Source organism: Microbacterium sp. SS28, assembly GCF_022761035.1.
Taxonomy (GTDB): domain Bacteria; phylum Actinomycetota; class Actinomycetes; order Actinomycetales; family Microbacteriaceae; genus Microbacterium.
In genome coordinates this window covers 701,247-717,736 of the sequence record NZ_JAKWJP010000001.1, presented here as the reverse complement: position 1 = coordinate 717,736, position 16,490 = coordinate 701,247, and the positions used below count along the sequence as shown (strand labels likewise).

Genomic DNA, 16,490 nt, shown 5'->3' with positions numbered 1-16,490 from the left:
TGCGGATGCTGGTGGTGGTCAGGGCGTTTCGTCTCGCTTCGCTCGCTCAACGACCGGCATAGATCCGGTCGTTGAGCGAGGAGCGAAGCGACGAGACGAAACGCCCGGTGGTCAATCGGTCTCGACGAGGAACTTCGAGTACGCCGGCAGTGTCAGGAACGCGGGGAACTCGGCGCCGAGGGCGACCTCGCGGAAGATCTCGGCCGCGTCGTCGAAGCGGTCGCCGTCGCGGCGCTCCACCTCGCCGAGCACCTGAGCGATGAGACCCCCGACGTAGTCGCGCGTGATCGGGGTTCCGTCGTCGGTGGCGCGGTCCTGGTGGATCCACTGCCACACCTGCGAGCGCGAGATCTCGGCGGTCGCGGCATCCTCCATCAGGTTGTCGATCGCGACGGCGCCCAGGCCCCGGAGCCATGCCTCGAGGTAGCGGATCGCGACCGACACGTTCGCGTGCACGCCCGCCGCCGTGATGGGCCGCCCGATGTGCACGTCGATCAGGTCGGACGCCTTCACCTGCACTTCGGGCCGCTGCCGGTCGAGCTGGTTGGGCCGGTCGCCCAGGATCGCGTCGAACTCGGCGCGGGCCACGGGGATGAGGTCGGGGTGCGCGACCCACGTCCCGTCGAACCCGTCGCCCGCCTCGCGCTTCTTGTCGGCGGCGACCTTCTCGAACGCGCGCTGCGTCACTTCGGGGTCGCGGCGGTTGGGGATGAAGGCGCTCATGCCGCCGATTGCGAAGGCGCCGCGCTTGTGGCACGTCTGCACGAGCAGCTCCGTGTAGGAGCGCATGAAGGGGACCGTCATCGTGACCTCGCTGCGGTCGGGCAGCACGAAGCGCGCCCCGCGGCCGCGGTAGTTCTTGATGATCGAGAAGATGTAGTCCCAGCGGCCCGCATTCAGGCCCGCGCAGTGGTCGCGCAGCTCGAAGAGGATCTCCTCCATCTCGAACGCCGCCGGCAGCGTCTCGATGAGCACCGTCGCGCGGATCGTGCCGTGCGGGATGCCGATGTAGGACTCGCTGAAGCTGAAGACGTCGTCCCACAGCTTCGCCTCTTCGCTCGACTCGAGCTTCGCGATGTAGAAGTAGGGGCCGCGACCCGCGTCGATGAGGGCCGCGGCGTTGTGGAAGAAGTACAGCCCGAAGTCCACGAACGAGCCCGATGCGGCCATCGTGCGGCCGCTGCGGTCCGTGAAGCGGACGTGCTGCTCGGGCAGGTGCCAGCCGCGCGGGCGCATCACGATCGTCGGGGTCTCCGTCGCGGTGACTTCGTAGCGCTTGCCCTCGGGGCTCGTGAACTCCAGCTCACCGCGTATGGCGTCGCGCAGGCTGAGCTGGCCCTCGATGACGTTGCGCCAGGTCGGGCTGGTCGCGTCCTCCTGGTCGGCGAGCCACACCTTCGCGCCCGAGTTCAACGCGTTGATCGTCATCTTCGGGTCGGTCGGGCCCGTGATCTCGACGCGGCGGTCTTCGAGGCCGGGTCCGGCGCCGGCGACCTTCCATTCCGCGTCCTCGCGGATGTGGCGGGTGTCGTCGCGGAACTGCGGATCGTGCCCGTTGCCGATCTCGAAGCGGCGCCGCATGCGGTCGGCGAGCCGGTCGTGACGGCGTGCGCCGAAGCGATCGTGGAGTGCCGTCAGGAATGCGAGAGCCTCCGGCGTCAGGATCTCGTCGTAGCGGGGACCGAGGCGCCCGGCGATCTCGATCGCCGGCTCGCGGGTCTGTGTGGGGATGGGGCCGGTGCGCGTGCGCATCGGGGTGGCGGTTGCAGGAGTCATGTGCCTGTCTTCCTGTGAACGAGTGTGCTGATGGTGTTCGGGATGCCGCGACCCGGAGTGTGCACCGGGTCGCGGCATCCCGTGATCCGCGTTCTGCGCCGATCTGCGGGAGGTCGTGGGACCACTCTGAGAGAAATTCGGCAGTCGGGACGACCGATCAGCGTGTGAACTTTCATCGAAATTCTGCTTTCGTGAGAGAATCCCGGTATGACGACGTCGCCGACCACGGGCATCGCGCAGGAACTCGCCGACGATGAAGAGGTGGATTCACTCACCATCGGCCGCCGCATCCGTCAGCTGCGGACCGAGCGCGGAATGACGCTCGATGCGCTCGCGAGCGCTGTCGACCGAGCGCCCAGCCAGCTCTCGATGATCGAGAACGGCCGGCGCGAGCCCAAGCTCACCCTCCTGCGCACGATCGCCCGCGCGCTCGGGGTGACGCTCGACGCGCTGCTCGAATCAGAGCCGCTCGACGAGCGCGCGACGCTCGAGATCGCGCTCGAGCGGGCGATGAAGGGCCAGACCTTCCAAGCGCTCGGCATCCCGGCGTTCCGCGTCGGCAAGACCATCCCCGACGAGGTGCTCAAGGCGATGCTCGCGCTGCAGGGCGAGATCGAGCGGCTGCGCGACGAGCGGGCCGCGACGCCCGAGGAGGCGCGGCGCGCGAATGTCGCGCTGCGCCGGCTCATGCGCACGCAGAACAACTACTTCGCCGACCTCGAGGAGCAGGCACGACGGATCCTCGACGCCGTCGACCACCCGGGCGGGCCGCTGACGCAGCGGACGGCCTCCGACATCGCGGCGCACCTGGGCTTCACGCTGCACTACGTGCCCGACCTGCCGCAGACGACGCGGTCGGTCGCCGACATCAAGAACGGGCGCCTGTACCTCTCGAGCCGCCTGACGGCGAAGGGCGATCCCCGCACGGCGGTGCTCCAGGCCCTTTCGAGCCGCATCCTGGGGCACAGCGAGCCGACGAGCTACGCCGGATTCCTGCGCCAGCGCGTCGAGACGAACTACCTGACGGGAGCGCTTCTGATCCCCGAGGCGCACGCCGTGCCGTTCCTCCAGGACGCCAAGAACGACCGCGCGATCTCGATCGAGGACCTCCGCGACGCCTACTCGGTCTCGTACGAGACGGCGGCGCACCGGTTCACGAACCTCGCGACAGTGCACCTCGGCATACCCGTGCACTTCCTCAAGGTGCACGAGTCCGGCACCATCACGAAGGCGTATGAGAACGACGACGTCAACTTCCCGACCGATCGTCTCGGCTCGATCGAGGGGCAGCTGTGCTGCCGGCGGTGGACGAGCCGTGCCGTCTTCGAGGTCGACGACCACTTCAACCCGTACTACCAGTACACCGACACGGGCAACGGCACCTACTGGTGCACGGCGCGGGTCGAGGCCTCGAGCGAGGGCGCGCACTCGGTCTCGGTCGGGGTCAGGTTCGACGACACGAGGTGGTTCCTCGGCCGGGACACCCCCAACCGCGGGGTCTCGAAGCACTCCGTCGAGGTGTGCTGCCGCCGGGCGCCCGCGGATCTCGAGGCCGCGTGGCGCGAGAACTCGTGGCCCAATGTCCGCACGCCGCGCACGCTGCTAGCGACCCTCCCGACGGGCTCGTTCCCGGGCGTCGACACGACCGACGTGTACGAGTTCCTCGAAGCGCACGCCCCGCGCTGACCCCGGCGCGGGCTCGACCCCTTGCCGCGGTGACGGGATCAGGTGATCTCATCGGGGTAGGACGATCGGCCCGGAATCGGCCTGTGCCAGCGACATCACCTGATCCGGTGACGGGGCCTCAGTCCGCGCCCGCGACCTGGAGCGCGGCCCACAGATCGGCGCGGGCCGCGAACGAGGCGAGGTCGGTGCCGAGCAGCCGCTGGGCGAGTCCGATGCGGGCGCGCACAGTGTGCCGGTGCACCCCGAGAGTCGTGGCGGCCGCGTCGATGCGGGCGTCCTGCTCGAGCCACGCGCGCACCGTCTCGACGAGCGCCGTGCCCTCGCGCCCGTCGTGCTCGCGCAGCGGGGCGAGACGCGCCGCAGCGAGAGCGCGCGCGGCGTCCGAGTCGAGGGCCGAGAGGACTCCGGATGCCGCGACCTCGCGGAACCGCGTGAGGGGCTCCGTGCCGCGGCGCAGGGCCGTGACGGCCTGCGCGTGGCCGTCGCGGAACTCGGCGTACGGCACGGGCTCCGACACGCCCAGGTGCGCGCCGAACCGCTCCACGAGCTCCGCGAGCACCTCGTCCTCGTGGCTCACGACGACGAGGGCGTCTTCGGCGCGGCCGTGGAACACCCCGCCCCGCGTCTCGGATGCGCGGAGCGCGAGCCATTCCGCGACGGCGTCGGAGCGCGCCGTCGCTGCATCCGTCACCGCGATCAGGACAGGAGCCGCGGGGAATCCGCTCCACAGGTCGCGCGCGATGCGCCGGGCGAGCGCGGGGTCGCCCGTCAGGAGAGACTGCACGAGGCCGCCGCGCAGCAGTCCGTGGGCGCGCGCGAGGCTCTGCTGCTGCTCGAGGGCGAGGCCCGCCATCGCGACGACCGAGGTCACGACGGCGCGGCCCTCCTGGTCGAGCTCGCTCGCCGCGATGGCGATGACGCCGCGCAGGTGTCCGCCGCGGCCGAGGGTCTGCATCGTGAAGGGCGCGTCGCCGATGCGCAGGGAAGACCCTGCGCGGGCGCCCCGGCGCAGGACCGCGCCGACCTCGCCGGACAGCTCGGCGAGCATGTCGTCGGAGAGCGCGCGGGACGGATGCTCGCGGCTCAGGCCGCCCGCGGCGTCGAAGAGCCCCACCCACGTGTCGAGCTGTCGCGAGAGCTCGGCGAGGGTCGCGCCGAGCCCGTCGGGGCGCAGCGCGGCCAAGGCGATCGCCCGCTGCGCGGCGAGCGCCCAGCTGCGCCGCGCGTATGCCTGCGCCGCGATCGCCTCGGCATTGGCGCGGGCGACGGCGATGAAGGGCGTGCGGTAGGGCACCTCGAACAGCGGCATGCGCTCGGCCCGGCAGGCGTCCGCGAGAGCGGGAGGGATGCCGTCGCGCACGACCTCGGTGCCGAAGCCGAGCCCCACGACCCCGCGCGCGGACAGGCGCTGCACGTACGCGTGGAAGACGTCGGACTCGTCGCCCGCGCCGAGGAACTGCGTGCCCGTCGTCAGCAGGGCCAAGCCCTCCGACAGGAAGGGCGTCGGGTCGGCGAGATCCGAGTTGTGCACCCACCGAAGCGGCTGGTCGAGCGCGCCGGGCGCGAGGTCGTCCTCGTCGCCTTCGAGGCGAAGCTTCAGCTCTCCGCGGCGCAGCAGGGCGCGCAGCGTCGGCACCTCCGTCGCGGGCTCCATGCCACCTCCGTCGGCCCAGCATGTACCGGGCGTACATCGGGCGCAACAGAATGTACACCGCGGAGAGTGCGGGTGCGGCATCCGTCTCCGTACGCTCCCCAGCATGACCGCGATCGAAACCGTCACCGCAACGCCGCTCGGCGGACCGTCCCTGCCGCAGGAGCGCCGCCTCGTCACGTCCATCCCCGGACCGCGATCGCACGAGCTGCTCGCACGCAAGGCGGCGGCCGTCGCGGCCGGCGTCGGTCACACGGCGCCCATCGAGGCCGTCGCCGCGGGCGGGGGAGTCATCGTCGACGCCGACGGCAACTCGCTCATCGACCTCGGCTCCGGCATCGCCGTGACGAGCCTCGGCAACGCGCACCCCAAGGTCGTCGAGGCCGTGCAGGCGCAGGTCGCGCAGTTCACCCACACGTGCTTCATGGTCTCGCCGTACGAGTCGTACGTCGCCGTCGCCGAGGCGCTCAACCGCATCACGCCAGGCGACCACGTCAAGAAGAGCGCCCTGTTCAACTCGGGCGCCGAAGCCGTCGAGAACGCGATCAAGATCGCCCGCAAGCACACCAAGAAGCAGGCCGTCGTCGCCTTCGACCACGGCTACCACGGCCGCACGAACCTCACGATGGCCCTCACGGCCAAGGCGATGCCGTACAAGAGCGGTTTCGGCCCGTTCGCCTCCGAGATCTACCGCGCGCCCCTGTCGTACCCGTACCGCGACGGCCTGACGGGCCCCGAGGCGGCGAAGAAGGCCATCTCGATCATCGAGAAGCAGGTCGGCGCCGACAACCTCGCCGCCGTCATCATCGAACCCATCCAGGGCGAGGGCGGCTTCATCGTCCCGGCCGACGGGTTCCTGAACGCGATCGTCGACTGGTGTCGCGCGAACGACGTCGTCTTCATCGCCGACGAGATCCAGACCGGCTTCGCCCGCACCGGCGCGATGTTCGCGAGCGACCGCTTCGGCATCGTGCCCGACCTCATCACGACGGCCAAGGGCATCGCGGGCGGGCTGCCCCTCGCCGCCGTGACGGGTCGTGCCGAGATCATGGATGCCGCGCACACCGGCGGCCTCGGCGGCACCTACGGCGGCAACCCCATCGCGTGCGCCGCAGCTCTCGCGGCGATCGAGGCGTTCGAGACCGAAGGGCTCATCGAGCGCGCGAACGAGGTCGGCGAGATCCTCGTCGGACGCCTACGCGACCTGCAGGCGCAGGACCCGCGGATCGGCGACGTCCGGGGGCACGGCGCCATGATCGCGGCCGAGTTCGTCGACTCCACGACCGGCGAGCCGGATGCCGCGCTCACCAGCGCTGTCGCGAAGGCGTGCATCGCCCAGGGCGTCATCGTCCTCACCTGCGGCACCTATGGGAACGTCATCCGCTTCCTTCCGCCGCTCACGATCCCCGACGCACTGCTCCACGAGGGCATCGACGTCGTCGCGGCTGCGCTGGCCGCAGCCTGAACGTGGGGAATGCGGGTCCGGCTGGGGGAGCCGGGCCCGTTCCCCATGACTGCACCCCCACTCGAGCAAAGGAGCAACAATGTCGGAGCTGACCCGAGACGTCGTGATCATCGGCGCGGGGGCCGCGGGCCTCACCGCCGCGAACGAGCTGAGGAAGGCGGGTCTGTCGGTCGCCGTGCTCGAGGCGCGCGATCGCGTCGGCGGCCGGCTGTGGACCGACGTCATCGACGGCGCGATGCTCGAGATCGGCGGACAGTGGGTCTCGCCCGACCAGCACGCGCTCATCGAGACGATCGACGAACTCGGCCTCGAGACGTACGACCGCTACCGCGAGGGCGACTCGGTGTACGTCGGCCCCGACGGCACGCTCAGCCGCTTCACGGGCGACGTCTTCCCCGTCTCGGCCGAGACCGAGCGGGTCATCGCCGAGATCACTGCCGAGCTCGACGCGATGGTCGCCGAGATCGACCCGGATCGTCCGTGGGCGCACCCCAAGGCCGCCGAGTGGGACTCCGTCTCGTGGGAGGCGTGGCTGCGCGCGAAGACCGACGACGACGAAGCCGTCCTCAACCTCGCGTTCCCGACCGGCTCCGCGATGCTCACGAAGCCGATCCACGCCTTCTCGCTCCTGCAGTCGCTGCTCATGGCCGCCTCGGCCGGCAGCTACTCGCACCTCGTGGACGCCGACTTCATCCTCGACAAGCGCGTCGTCGGCGGGCTTCAGCAGGTCCCGATCCTGCTCGCGGAGCGCATCGGCGACGACGTCTTCCTCGGCCAGCCGGTCCGTTCGCTGGAGTGGTCCGACGAGGGCGTCACCGCGACGACCGAGACCCAGACGGTGCGCGCCCGCTACGCGATCCTCGCCCACGCGCCCGTGCTCTACAGCCGCATCCAGTTCGTCCCCGCCCTGCCCCGCCGGCAGCACCAGCTGCACCAGCACCTCTCGATGGGCTTCGTCATCAAGGTGCACGCCGTCTACGACCGCCCGTTCTGGCGCGAGCAGGGTCTGTCGGGCACGGCCTTCAGCCCGTACGAGCTCTCGCACGAGGCGTACGACAACACCAACCACGGCGACGAGCGCGGAACCCTCGTGGGCTTCGTGTCGGACCGTCACGCCGATGACGTCTTCACGCTGAGCGCCGAGGAGCGCAAGGAGCGCATCCTCGAGTCGCTGTCTCACTACTACGGCGAAGAGGCCAAGAACCCCGTCGTCTACTACGAGAGCGACTGGGGGAGCGAGGAGTGGACGCGCGGCGCCTACGCCGCGAGCTTCGACCTCGGCGGTCTGCACCGCTACGGCGCGGACCTGCGCACGGCGGTCGGCCCGATCCACTTCGCCTGCAGCGACATGGCGGGAGCCGGCTACCAGCACGTCGACGGCGCGATCCGCATGGGCCGCCTCGTCGCGGCGAACATCCTCGAGGAGACCCGCGCATGAGCGGACGCATCGTCGTGGGCTACACCGCGACCGAGGCCGGCGACGACGCCGTCGTCCTCGGCTCGAGGCTCGCCCTTGCGTCGGGTTCCGACCTCGACATCGTCGTCGTGCTCCCCTCCGACGGCCGCAGCGTCATCACGCCGCCCGACGCGGGGTACGACCGGTACCTGCAGCAGCAGGCTGAGACGTGGCTCGCCGCGGCATCCGAGAAGATCCCGGATGCCGTCACCCACGTCGCACACGTGCGCTTCGCGGAGTCGTTCGCGGAAGGCCTCGTGGCGGCGGCGCGAGAGTTCGACGCCTCGCACATCGTCGTGGGCGCCGCCAACGGCGGCGTGCGCGGACGGCACCGCCTCGGCACGGTCGCGAGCGAGCTGCTGCACTCGTCCGACGTCCCCGTCGTGCTCGCCCCCGAGGGTTCCCGCAAGATCGACCCCACGACGGGCATCACGCGCGTGACGGCGGCCGTCGGCACGCGCCCCGGCACAGAGTCGCTGCTGCGGGAGGCCACGAGCCTGAGCGCCACGACGGGCGCCGAGCTGAGGCTGCTCTCGCTCGTCTCGGTCGACCTGCCGGCATCCGTCGACACGGGCGTCATCCGCGTCGCGGGAGCCGCCCACGCCGACGCGGTGCTCGCGCAGGTGCGCGCCGCTCTCACCGAGACCGACGCCGACGTCGTCGTCGCCCGCGGTGAGAGCATCGAGGACGCCGTCCGGACCCTCAGCTGGGAGCCCGGCGAGCTCGCGATCGTCGGCTCGAGCCGCCTCGCGCAGCCGCGCCGGCTCTTCCTCGGCTCGACGGCCGCCAAGATCCTGCACGAACTCCCCGTCCCGATGGTCGTCGTCCCGAGGACCACCCAGCACCAGGAAGGAGAGCAGCGATGAACGCTCCCGAAGGCGCCGCAACGCCGCTCGCGCCCACGTCCGGCGAAGAAGCCGGCGGCATCTCGAAGAAGGGCCTGAGCGCCGGAACGGTGGGGCTCATCGGCGCCGTCGTCATCGGCATCTCGTGCATCGCCCCCGCCTACACGTTCACGGCCGCCGTCGGCCCGACGGCTTCGGTCGTCGGCGCCCAGATCCCCGCGATCATCCTCGTGGGCTTCATCCCGATGCTCCTGGTCGCATTCGGCTATCGCGAGCTCAACCGCAGCATGCCCGACTCGGGCACCTCGTTCACGTGGGCCGCGCGCGCCTTCGGCCCATGGGTGGGCTGGCTCGCCGGCTGGGGCCTCGTCGCCGCGACGATCCTCGTGCTCTCCAATCTCGCGGGAGTCGCCGTCGACTTCCTCTTCCTGCTGCTCGCGCAGATCACCGGAAACGAGTCGCTCGCCGATCTCGCGTCGGTGACCTGGATCAACATCGCGGTGTGTCTCCTGTTCATGCTCGGCGCGACGTTCGTGTCGTACCGCGACATGCAGACGACGCAGAAGCTGCAGTACGTGCTCGTCACGTTCCAGGTCGTGGTGCTGCTCTTCTTCGCGGGTGCCGCGATCATCCAGGCCGTCAGCGGCAACGGCTTCGACTTCATGCCATTCGACCTGTCGTGGTTCAACCCGTTCGCGGTCGGCTCGTTCAGCGCCTTCGCAGCGGGCCTGTCGCTGTCGATCTTCATCTTCTGGGGCTGGGACGTCACCCTCACGATGAACGAGGAGACGAAGGACCCCGAGAAGACCCCGGGCCGCGCCGCGACCATCACGGTCCTCACGATCGTCTCGCTGTACCTTCTGCTCGCCGTCGCGATGATCATGTACGCGGGCGTCGGCACCGAGGGACTGGGCCTCGGCAACGAGGACATCCAGGAGAACGTCTTCTTCCACCTCAGCGGACCCATCCTCGGACCCCTCGCGTTCCTGGTGTCGCTCGCCGTGCTCACGAGCTCGGCGTCGTCGCTGCAGTCGACCTTCGTCGGCCCCGCGCGCACGCTCCTCGCGATGGGCCACTACGGCGCGCTCCCGCCGTCGTACGCGAAGGTCAGCCCGCGCTTCTTCACGCCCGGCTATGCCACGATCGTGTCGGCCGTCGTCGCGTCCGTCTTCTACGCGGTCATGCGCGTCGTGAGCGAGGACACCCTGTGGGACACGATCCTCACGCTCGGCATGATGATCTGCTTCTACTACGGGATCACGGCGTTCGCGTGTGTCTGGTACTTCCGCAAGCAGTGGTTCGACTCGACGAGGAACGTCTTCTTCACGTTCCTCTTCCCACTCGTGGGCGGCATCATCCTCGCTGTGCTGTTCTTCACGACGCTCATCGACTCGATGGACCCCGCCTACGGCAGCGGCTCGCAGATCGGCGGCATCGGGATCGTGTTCATCCTGGGCATGCTGATCATCGTCCTGGGCATCGTCATCATGGTGTGGCAGGCGATCAAGCGTCCCGCATTCTTCCGTGGTCAGACGCTGTCGATGGATGCTCCGCCGAGCGCCCGCGCGGCGCGCGCCGCAGGCCAGAACGTCTCGAACTAACGATCGGAGAACCCCCAGCATGAGTGAATACACCGTCGTCAACCCGGCCACCGGCGAGACCCTCGCGACGTACGACGCGATCACGGACGAGGCGCTCGAGAGCGCCGTAGCCGCAGCGGACGCGGCCTACCGCACGTGGCGGGACACCCCCGTCGCCGAGCGTGCGGCGCGCATCCGCCGGGCCGCCGAGCTGCACCGCGAGCGGCGCGACGAGCTCGCCGCGATCATCGTCCGCGAAGTGGGCAAGCCCCTCGCCGCGGCGCTCGGCGAGGTCGACTTCGCCGCCGACATCACGGAGTACTACGCCGACAAGGCCGAGGCGATCACGGGCGATGCGCCGATCGAGATCCAGGGCGAGGGCACCGCGGTCATCCGCCGTTCGCCGCTCGGCGTGCTGCTCGGGATCATGCCGTGGAACTTCCCGTACTACCAGGTCGCGCGCTTCGCGGCGCCGAACATCGTCGTGGGCAACACGATCCTCCTCAAGCACGCACCGCAGTGCCCCGAGTCGGCCGCCGCGATCGAGGACATCTACCGCGAGGCAGGCATGGAGGGCGTCTACACGAACGTCTACGCGACGAACGACCAGGCGGCCACCCTCATCGCCGACCGTCGCGTCCAGGGCGTCTCGGTGACCGGCTCCGAGCGCGCCGGCTCCGCCGTCGCGGAGCTCGCGGGCCGCAACCTCAAGAAGGTCGCGCTTGAGCTCGGCGGCTCGGACCCGTTCATCCTGCTGTCGACCGACGACCTCGACGGTGCCGTGCAGGCCGCCGTCGACGCGCGCCTCGACAACACCGGGCAGTCGTGCAACGCGGCCAAGCGCTTCATCGTCGCGGACGGCCTCTACGACGCCTTCGTCGAGAAGTTCACGGCCGCCATGACCGCGACGACGCCGGGGGACCCGACGGACGAGGACACCGTCATCGGCCCGCTCTCGTCGCTCACGGCCGCCGAGCGGCTGCAGGCGCAGGTCGACAACGCCGTCGCGCAGGGTGCGACGCTCGCCGCGGGAGGAACCCGCGACGGCGCCTTCTTCGCTCCGACCGTCCTGACGGACGTCACGAGCGACATGGACGCGTATCGCGAGGAGTTCTTCGGCCCTGTCGGCGTCGTCTACCGCGTCGCGGACGAGGAGGAGGCGATCAAGGTCGCCAACGACACGCCGTTCGGCCTCGGCTCCTACGTCTTCACGACCGATGAGGCCCAGGCGGCGCGCGTGGCCGACCGCATCGACGCCGGCATGGTCTACGTCAACGTCGTGCTGGCCGACGAGCCCGGGCTTCCCTTCGGCGGCGTCAAGCGCTCCGGCACGTCGCGCGAGATGGGCCTGCTCGCGGCCGACGAGTTCGTCAACAAGAAGCTCATCCGCATCGCCTGAGCGCGGCTCGCGCCGTTCCGACAGAGCCCCTTCGATCCGACTTCGCGTCGGCCCGCGGGGGCTCTGTCGCATGTCCGCGGCGCGAGACAGGATGGAGATGTGGACGAGAACGAGACCCCCCTGAAAGTGCTGTCGGACGAGGAGTGCTGGACCCGGATCACGAGCGACGATCTCGGTCGCCTCGTGACGCACGTCGGCGATGTGCTCGACATCTTCCCCGTCAACTACGTCGTCGATCGGGGGACGATCGTCTTCCGCACGGGCGAGGGCAGCAAGCTCTTCGAGCTCACGGTGAACGACGAGGTCCTCTTCGAGGTCGACGAGCACACGGATGCCGATGCCTGGAGCGTCGTCGTCCGCGGGCACGCGCACCGGCTCGACACGTCGGAGGAAGTCGCGGAGGCCGATCAGCTCGAGCTCCGGCCATGGCTGCCGACCCTCAAGTACAACTACGTCCGCATCGAGCCCACGAGTCTCAGCGGACGCGCATTCCGGCGGGGCGCCGAGCCCGAGCGCTATGGCATCGCCGACTACTGACCCGCGATGCGGTCTCGGTTCGCGGCGCGCAGAGCCATGCCGTAGACTGGGTGATGCAGTTGAAGTCTGCAAACCTTCGCCGTGCCCGGGTCCCGGGCAAAGCCTCTGAAAGACAGGCACGGCGAGAGTGTGCGGGCGATCCCGGGGCCATACGGTCTCTAGGGCGGTAGCTCAATTGGCAGAGCAGCGGTCTCCAAAACCGCAGGTTGCAGGTTCGATTCCTGTCCGCCCTGCGCGTCAGCGGAAGCTGACACACGGAAGGTAATCAGGTGGGTTCGATGGTTCAAGACGAGCCGAAGGGCGGCGAAGTCGTCGCCAAGAGCGGCGTCACGGCGCCCCGTGAGAAGAAGCCCGGCTTCTTCGCGCGCATCGCGCTCTTCATCCGTCAGGTCTTCGCAGAACTCCGCAAGGTCGTCACCCCGACGCGCCAGGAGCTCGTGAAGTTCACGGGGGTCGTGCTCGGCTTCGTCGTCGTGATGATGGCGCTCGTCTACGGACTCGACCTGCTGTTCGTCTGGCTGACGACCCTCGTCTTCGGCGTCCCGGCGGGCGCGTAGCACCCACCTGTGTCGCGACGCGGGCGCCGGCGTGAGCCGGACCCACGAAACGGAAGTGAACGAAGTGTCTGAAAGATATGTCGACGACGCCGATTGGGCGACGGCCGCTGAGCAGTCCTCCGAGGACGACGAGGCCCAGGAGGGCAACGTGCTCGCAGCCGAGGAGCACTCGGTCGAAGCAGCTGAGCACGTGGCCCTGCACGTGGTCGACGAGTCCGAAGAGCAGGATCTCGAAGACCTGGACGACATCGACATCGACGACCCGGAGGCCGACGCGATCGTGAACGACGCACTCAACCTTGATGAGGCTGCCGAGTCCGAGGCCGCCGCCGAGGTGCTCAACGACTCCATCGCCGAAGAGGTCGCCGATCTCGCCGCCGCTGCGGCCGACGATGTCGCGCCCTACGACGGCCCCGATGTGAACGGCGACCCCGACGAGCCCGTGCTCGACGAGGCGCTCGTCGGCGACGACGATGACGAAGACCCCTACGAGGCCTTCCGCGCCGAGCTCCGCTCGCTCGAGGGCAAGTGGTACGTCATCCACTCCTACGCCGGCTTCGAGCGCAAGGTGAAGGCCAACATCGAGCAGCGCAAGTCGACGCTCGAGGTCGAGGAAGAGATCTACCAGATCGAGGTCCCCATGGAGGACGTCGTCGAGATCAAGAACGGTCAGCGCAAGATGGTCACGCGCGTCCGGATCCCCGGCTACGTGCTCGTGCGCATGGAGCTCAACGAAGACACCTGGTCCGTCGTCCGCCACACGCCGGGCGTCACGGGCTTCGTCGGCAACGCCCACAACCCGACTCCCCTTCGCTTCGAAGAGGCCTTCAACATGCTGAAGAGCCTCGTCGAGGTCAAGGAGACGACGCCCGCCAAGGCGGGCTCCGCGAAGGGCTCCGCCACGCAGGCGCGCAGCATCATCACGGAGGTCGACTTCGAGGTCGGCGAGACGATCACGATCAAGGAAGGCTCGTTCGCGGGTCTTCCCGGCTCGATCAGCGAGATCAAGCCCGAGAGCGGCAAGCTCACGGTCCTCGTCTCGCTCTTCGAGCGCGAGACCCCGGTCGAGCTCTCGTTCGACCAGGTCACGAAGCAATAAGAGACTTCCCGGGGCATGACCCCGGGAGAACCGCGGTCCGGAGATGCCGGGCGCGCGGGAGAACAGGATGCGGTCAGCATCCGGTTCGAACGAAAGGAAAAGCAATGGCACCCAAGAAGAAGGTGACCGGCCTGATCAAGCTCCAGATCAACGCCGGCGCCGCCAACCCGGCGCCGCCGATCGGGCCCGCGCTCGGTCAGCACGGCGTGAACATCATGGAGTTCTGCAAGGCGTACAACGCCGCGACCGAGTCGCAGCGCGGCAACGTCATCCCCGTGGAGATCACCGTCTACGAGGACCGCAGCTTCACGTTCATCCTGAAGACCCCGCCGGCCGCTGAACTCATCAAGAAGGCCGCAGGCGTCGCCAAGGGTTCGAAGACCCCCCACACGGTCAAGGTCGCGAAGCTCACCAAGGAGCAGGTGCGACAGATCGCCGAGACGAAGATGCCCGACCTGAACGCGAACGACATCGAGGCTGCCTCGCTGATCATCGCCGGCACCGCCCGTTCCATGGGCATCACGGTCGAAGGCTGAGGGGGATAACCGAAATGGCTACGAAGTCCAAGGCCTATCAGGCCGCCGCCGCGAAGATCGCGGCTGACAAGTTCTACACGCCCACCGAGGCCGTCGCGCTCGCGAAGGTCACCGGTTCGGCGAAGTTCGACTCGACCGTCGAGGTCGCGCTCAAGCTCTCGGTCGACCCCCGCAAGGCCGACCAGATGGTGCGCGGCACCGTCATCCTCCCGCACGGCACGGGCAAGACCGCCCGCGTCATCGTGTTCGCGACCGGTCCTGCGGCTGAGGCCGCGATCGCCGCGGGTGCTGACGAGGTCGGCGGCGCCGAGCTCATCGAGAAGGTCGCCGCCGGCTGGACCGCGTTCGACGCGGCAGTCTCGACGCCCGAGCTCATGGGCCAGGTCGGTCGACTGGGCAAGGTGCTCGGCCCCCGCGGCCTCATGCCGAACCCCAAGACCGGCACCGTGACCCCCAACGCGGCCAAGGCCGTCGAGGAGATCAAGGGCGGCAAGATCGAGTTCCGCGTCGACAAGCACGCCAACGTGCACTTCGTCGTGGGCAAGGCGTCGTTCTCGGCCGAGCAGCTCGACGAGAACCTGCACGCCGCGCTCGAGGAGATCGTCCGCCTCAAGCCGTCGAGCTCGAAGGGCCGTTACATCCAGAAGGGCGCTGTGTCGACCACGTTCGGCCCCGGCATCCCGCTGGACGTCAACGCTCTCTGACGACATTCGGTGATCGGCTAGCGGCGCAGCCGCGTAGCGAGATCCGGAAGGGGCTCCACCTGCGGGTGGGGCCCCTTCTTCGTTCCCCGGCGATGCGCGCGGCGCGGACACATCGGGCCGTGCGCGAAGGGCCCGGGGTAGCGTCGGTGGGGTGACACACGACCTGACGGACCTGCTCGGCATCGACGCGCCGATCGTGCTGGGGCCCTTCGGCGGCCTCTCCTCGATCGCCCTGACCTTCGCTGTCAGCGAGCTCGGCGGGCTCGGCTCCTACGGGCTGTACGGCTACAGCGCCGAGCGAATCCGCGACACGATCGCGCAGCTGCGCGCCGCGACCGCGAAGCCGATCGCCGTCAATCTCTGGCTGCCGACGGGCGACGAGGTCGTGCCCGCGGACGTCGACCTCGCGCCCTCGCTCGCGGCGCTCGCCCCGCTGTACGAGGCGGCGGGCGTCGCGCCGCCGAGCACTCCCGCAGCTTTCCTCCCCGCCATCGACGAACAGCTCGAGGCGGTCCTCGATGCAGCACCCGCTGTCCTCAGCGTCGTCTTCGGGGTTCCGGATGCCGCGCTCGTCGCCGCGGCGCACGCGCGGGGCATCCGCATCCTCGGCACTGCGACGAGCGTCGCGGAAGCCCGGGCGCTCGAAGCGGCAGGCGTCGACGCGATCGTCGCGACGGGGGCCGAAGCCGCGGGGCACCGGGTGTCATTCCTCCGTCCCGCGGAGGACTCGCTCGTCGGCACCTTCGCCCTCGTGCCGCAGGTCGTCGACGCGGTCGGCGTGCCCGTCATCGCTGCGGGCGGCGTCGCGGACCGCCGCGGCGTCGCGGCCGCGTTCGCCCTCGGAGCCTCGGGAGTCCAGGTCGGGACGGCGTTCCTGCGCACGCGGCAGTCGGCCGCGACCGACGTGCACCGGCGTGCGATCGCGGCGGCCGCCGACACCGACACGGTGCTGACGCGAGCGATGAGCGGGCGGCTGGCCCGCGGCATCCCGAATCGCGCCATGCTCACGATCGAGACGTCGGGCGTCATCGCGCCGTTCCCGGCGCAGAACTGGCTGACCGCCGTGTTCCGCGCCGCCGCGGCCGCGACGGGCGACGGCGAGCTGCTGTCGCTCTGGGCGGGGCAGGCAGCGGCGCTCGCCGTGCGCGAGGACGCGGCCGACGTCTTCGCAGAGCTCGCGGCGGGACTGCCGGCGTAAG

General features: G+C 69.7%; 14 protein-coding genes and 1 tRNA gene. 13 read left to right on the top strand and 2 right to left on the bottom strand.

Translation table 11 applies throughout. From position 1 onward, the window contains the following. Positions 1–111 precede the first annotated feature (111 nt). Positions 112–1,752 (bottom strand): malate synthase A, encoded by a 1,641-nt coding sequence (gene aceB / locus MJ607_RS03365; protein WP_243074516.1) that lies wholly within the window; start codon positions 1,750–1,752, stop codon positions 112–114. 231 nt (positions 1,753–1,983) lie between these two features. Here aceB and MJ607_RS03360 point away from each other — a divergent pair, with 231 nt between their 5' ends. Next, entirely contained in the window at positions 1,984–3,462 is a 1,479-nt protein-coding gene (locus MJ607_RS03360) for a helix-turn-helix transcriptional regulator (protein ID WP_243074120.1), read from the top strand. 118 nt (positions 3,463–3,580) lie between these two features. Here MJ607_RS03360 and MJ607_RS03355 read toward each other — a convergent pair whose 3' ends face one another. Continuing rightward, positions 3,581–5,116: a PucR family transcriptional regulator gene (locus MJ607_RS03355; protein WP_243074119.1), complete on the bottom strand. Its 1,536-nt coding sequence runs from the start codon at positions 5,114–5,116 to the stop codon at positions 3,581–3,583. 103 nt (positions 5,117–5,219) lie between these two features. On the opposite strand from MJ607_RS03355, the gene gabT reads away from it, so the two are divergent. The 12 genes from gabT (at position 5,220) to MJ607_RS03295 (ending at position 16,489) form a co-directional block, all read left to right on the top strand. After that, complete coding sequence (gene gabT, locus MJ607_RS03350) at positions 5,220–6,578, top strand: 4-aminobutyrate--2-oxoglutarate transaminase (RefSeq protein WP_243074118.1); 1,359 nt, start codon at positions 5,220–5,222, stop codon at positions 6,576–6,578. A gap of 79 nt (positions 6,579–6,657) precedes the next feature. After that, on the top strand, positions 6,658–8,016 hold the full coding sequence (locus MJ607_RS03345) for an NAD(P)/FAD-dependent oxidoreductase (protein ID WP_243074117.1): 1,359 nt from the start codon (positions 6,658–6,660) through the stop codon (positions 8,014–8,016). Further along, entirely contained in the window at positions 8,013–8,900 is an 888-nt protein-coding gene (locus MJ607_RS03340) for a universal stress protein (RefSeq protein ID WP_243074116.1), read from the top strand. The genes MJ607_RS03345 and MJ607_RS03340 overlap by 4 nt, the downstream gene beginning before the upstream one ends. Continuing rightward, entirely contained in the window at positions 8,897–10,480 is a 1,584-nt protein-coding gene (locus MJ607_RS03335; protein ID WP_243074115.1) for an APC family permease, read from the top strand. The genes MJ607_RS03340 and MJ607_RS03335 overlap by 4 nt, the downstream gene beginning before the upstream one ends. Positions 10,481–10,499: 19 nt before the next feature. Further along, on the top strand, positions 10,500–11,858 hold the full coding sequence (locus MJ607_RS03330) for an NAD-dependent succinate-semialdehyde dehydrogenase (protein ID WP_243074114.1): 1,359 nt from the start codon (positions 10,500–10,502) through the stop codon (positions 11,856–11,858). 99 nt (positions 11,859–11,957) lie between these two features. Continuing rightward, positions 11,958–12,395 carry a pyridoxamine 5'-phosphate oxidase family protein gene (locus MJ607_RS03325; RefSeq protein ID WP_243074113.1) on the top strand — a complete coding sequence of 146 codons (438 nt, stop codon included), beginning with the start codon at positions 11,958–11,960 and terminating at the stop codon, positions 12,393–12,395. Positions 12,396–12,555: 160 nt separating this feature from the next. Then, positions 12,556–12,628: transfer RNA gene (locus tag MJ607_RS03320), tRNA-Trp, on the top strand. 45 nt (positions 12,629–12,673) lie between these two features. Further along, complete coding sequence (secE, locus tag MJ607_RS03315) at positions 12,674–12,952, top strand: preprotein translocase subunit SecE (RefSeq protein WP_243074112.1); 279 nt, start codon at positions 12,674–12,676, stop codon at positions 12,950–12,952. 64 nt (positions 12,953–13,016) lie between these two features. Beyond that, a complete protein-coding gene (gene nusG / locus MJ607_RS03310) occupies positions 13,017–14,051 on the top strand; it encodes a transcription termination/antitermination protein NusG (protein ID WP_243074111.1) in 1,035 nt (344 codons plus the stop codon). A 104-nt stretch (positions 14,052–14,155) separates the two neighbouring features. After that, positions 14,156–14,587 (top strand): 50S ribosomal protein L11, encoded by a 432-nt coding sequence (gene rplK / locus MJ607_RS03305; RefSeq protein WP_243074110.1) that lies wholly within the window; start codon positions 14,156–14,158, stop codon positions 14,585–14,587. A 14-nt stretch (positions 14,588–14,601) separates the two neighbouring features. Further along, positions 14,602–15,291 (top strand): 50S ribosomal protein L1, encoded by a 690-nt coding sequence (rplA, locus tag MJ607_RS03300; RefSeq protein WP_243074109.1) that lies wholly within the window; start codon positions 14,602–14,604, stop codon positions 15,289–15,291. 151 nt (positions 15,292–15,442) lie between these two features. Then, positions 15,443–16,489 (top strand): nitronate monooxygenase family protein, encoded by a 1,047-nt coding sequence (locus MJ607_RS03295; protein WP_243074108.1) that lies wholly within the window; start codon positions 15,443–15,445, stop codon positions 16,487–16,489. Position 16,490: the final 1 nt, after the last annotated feature.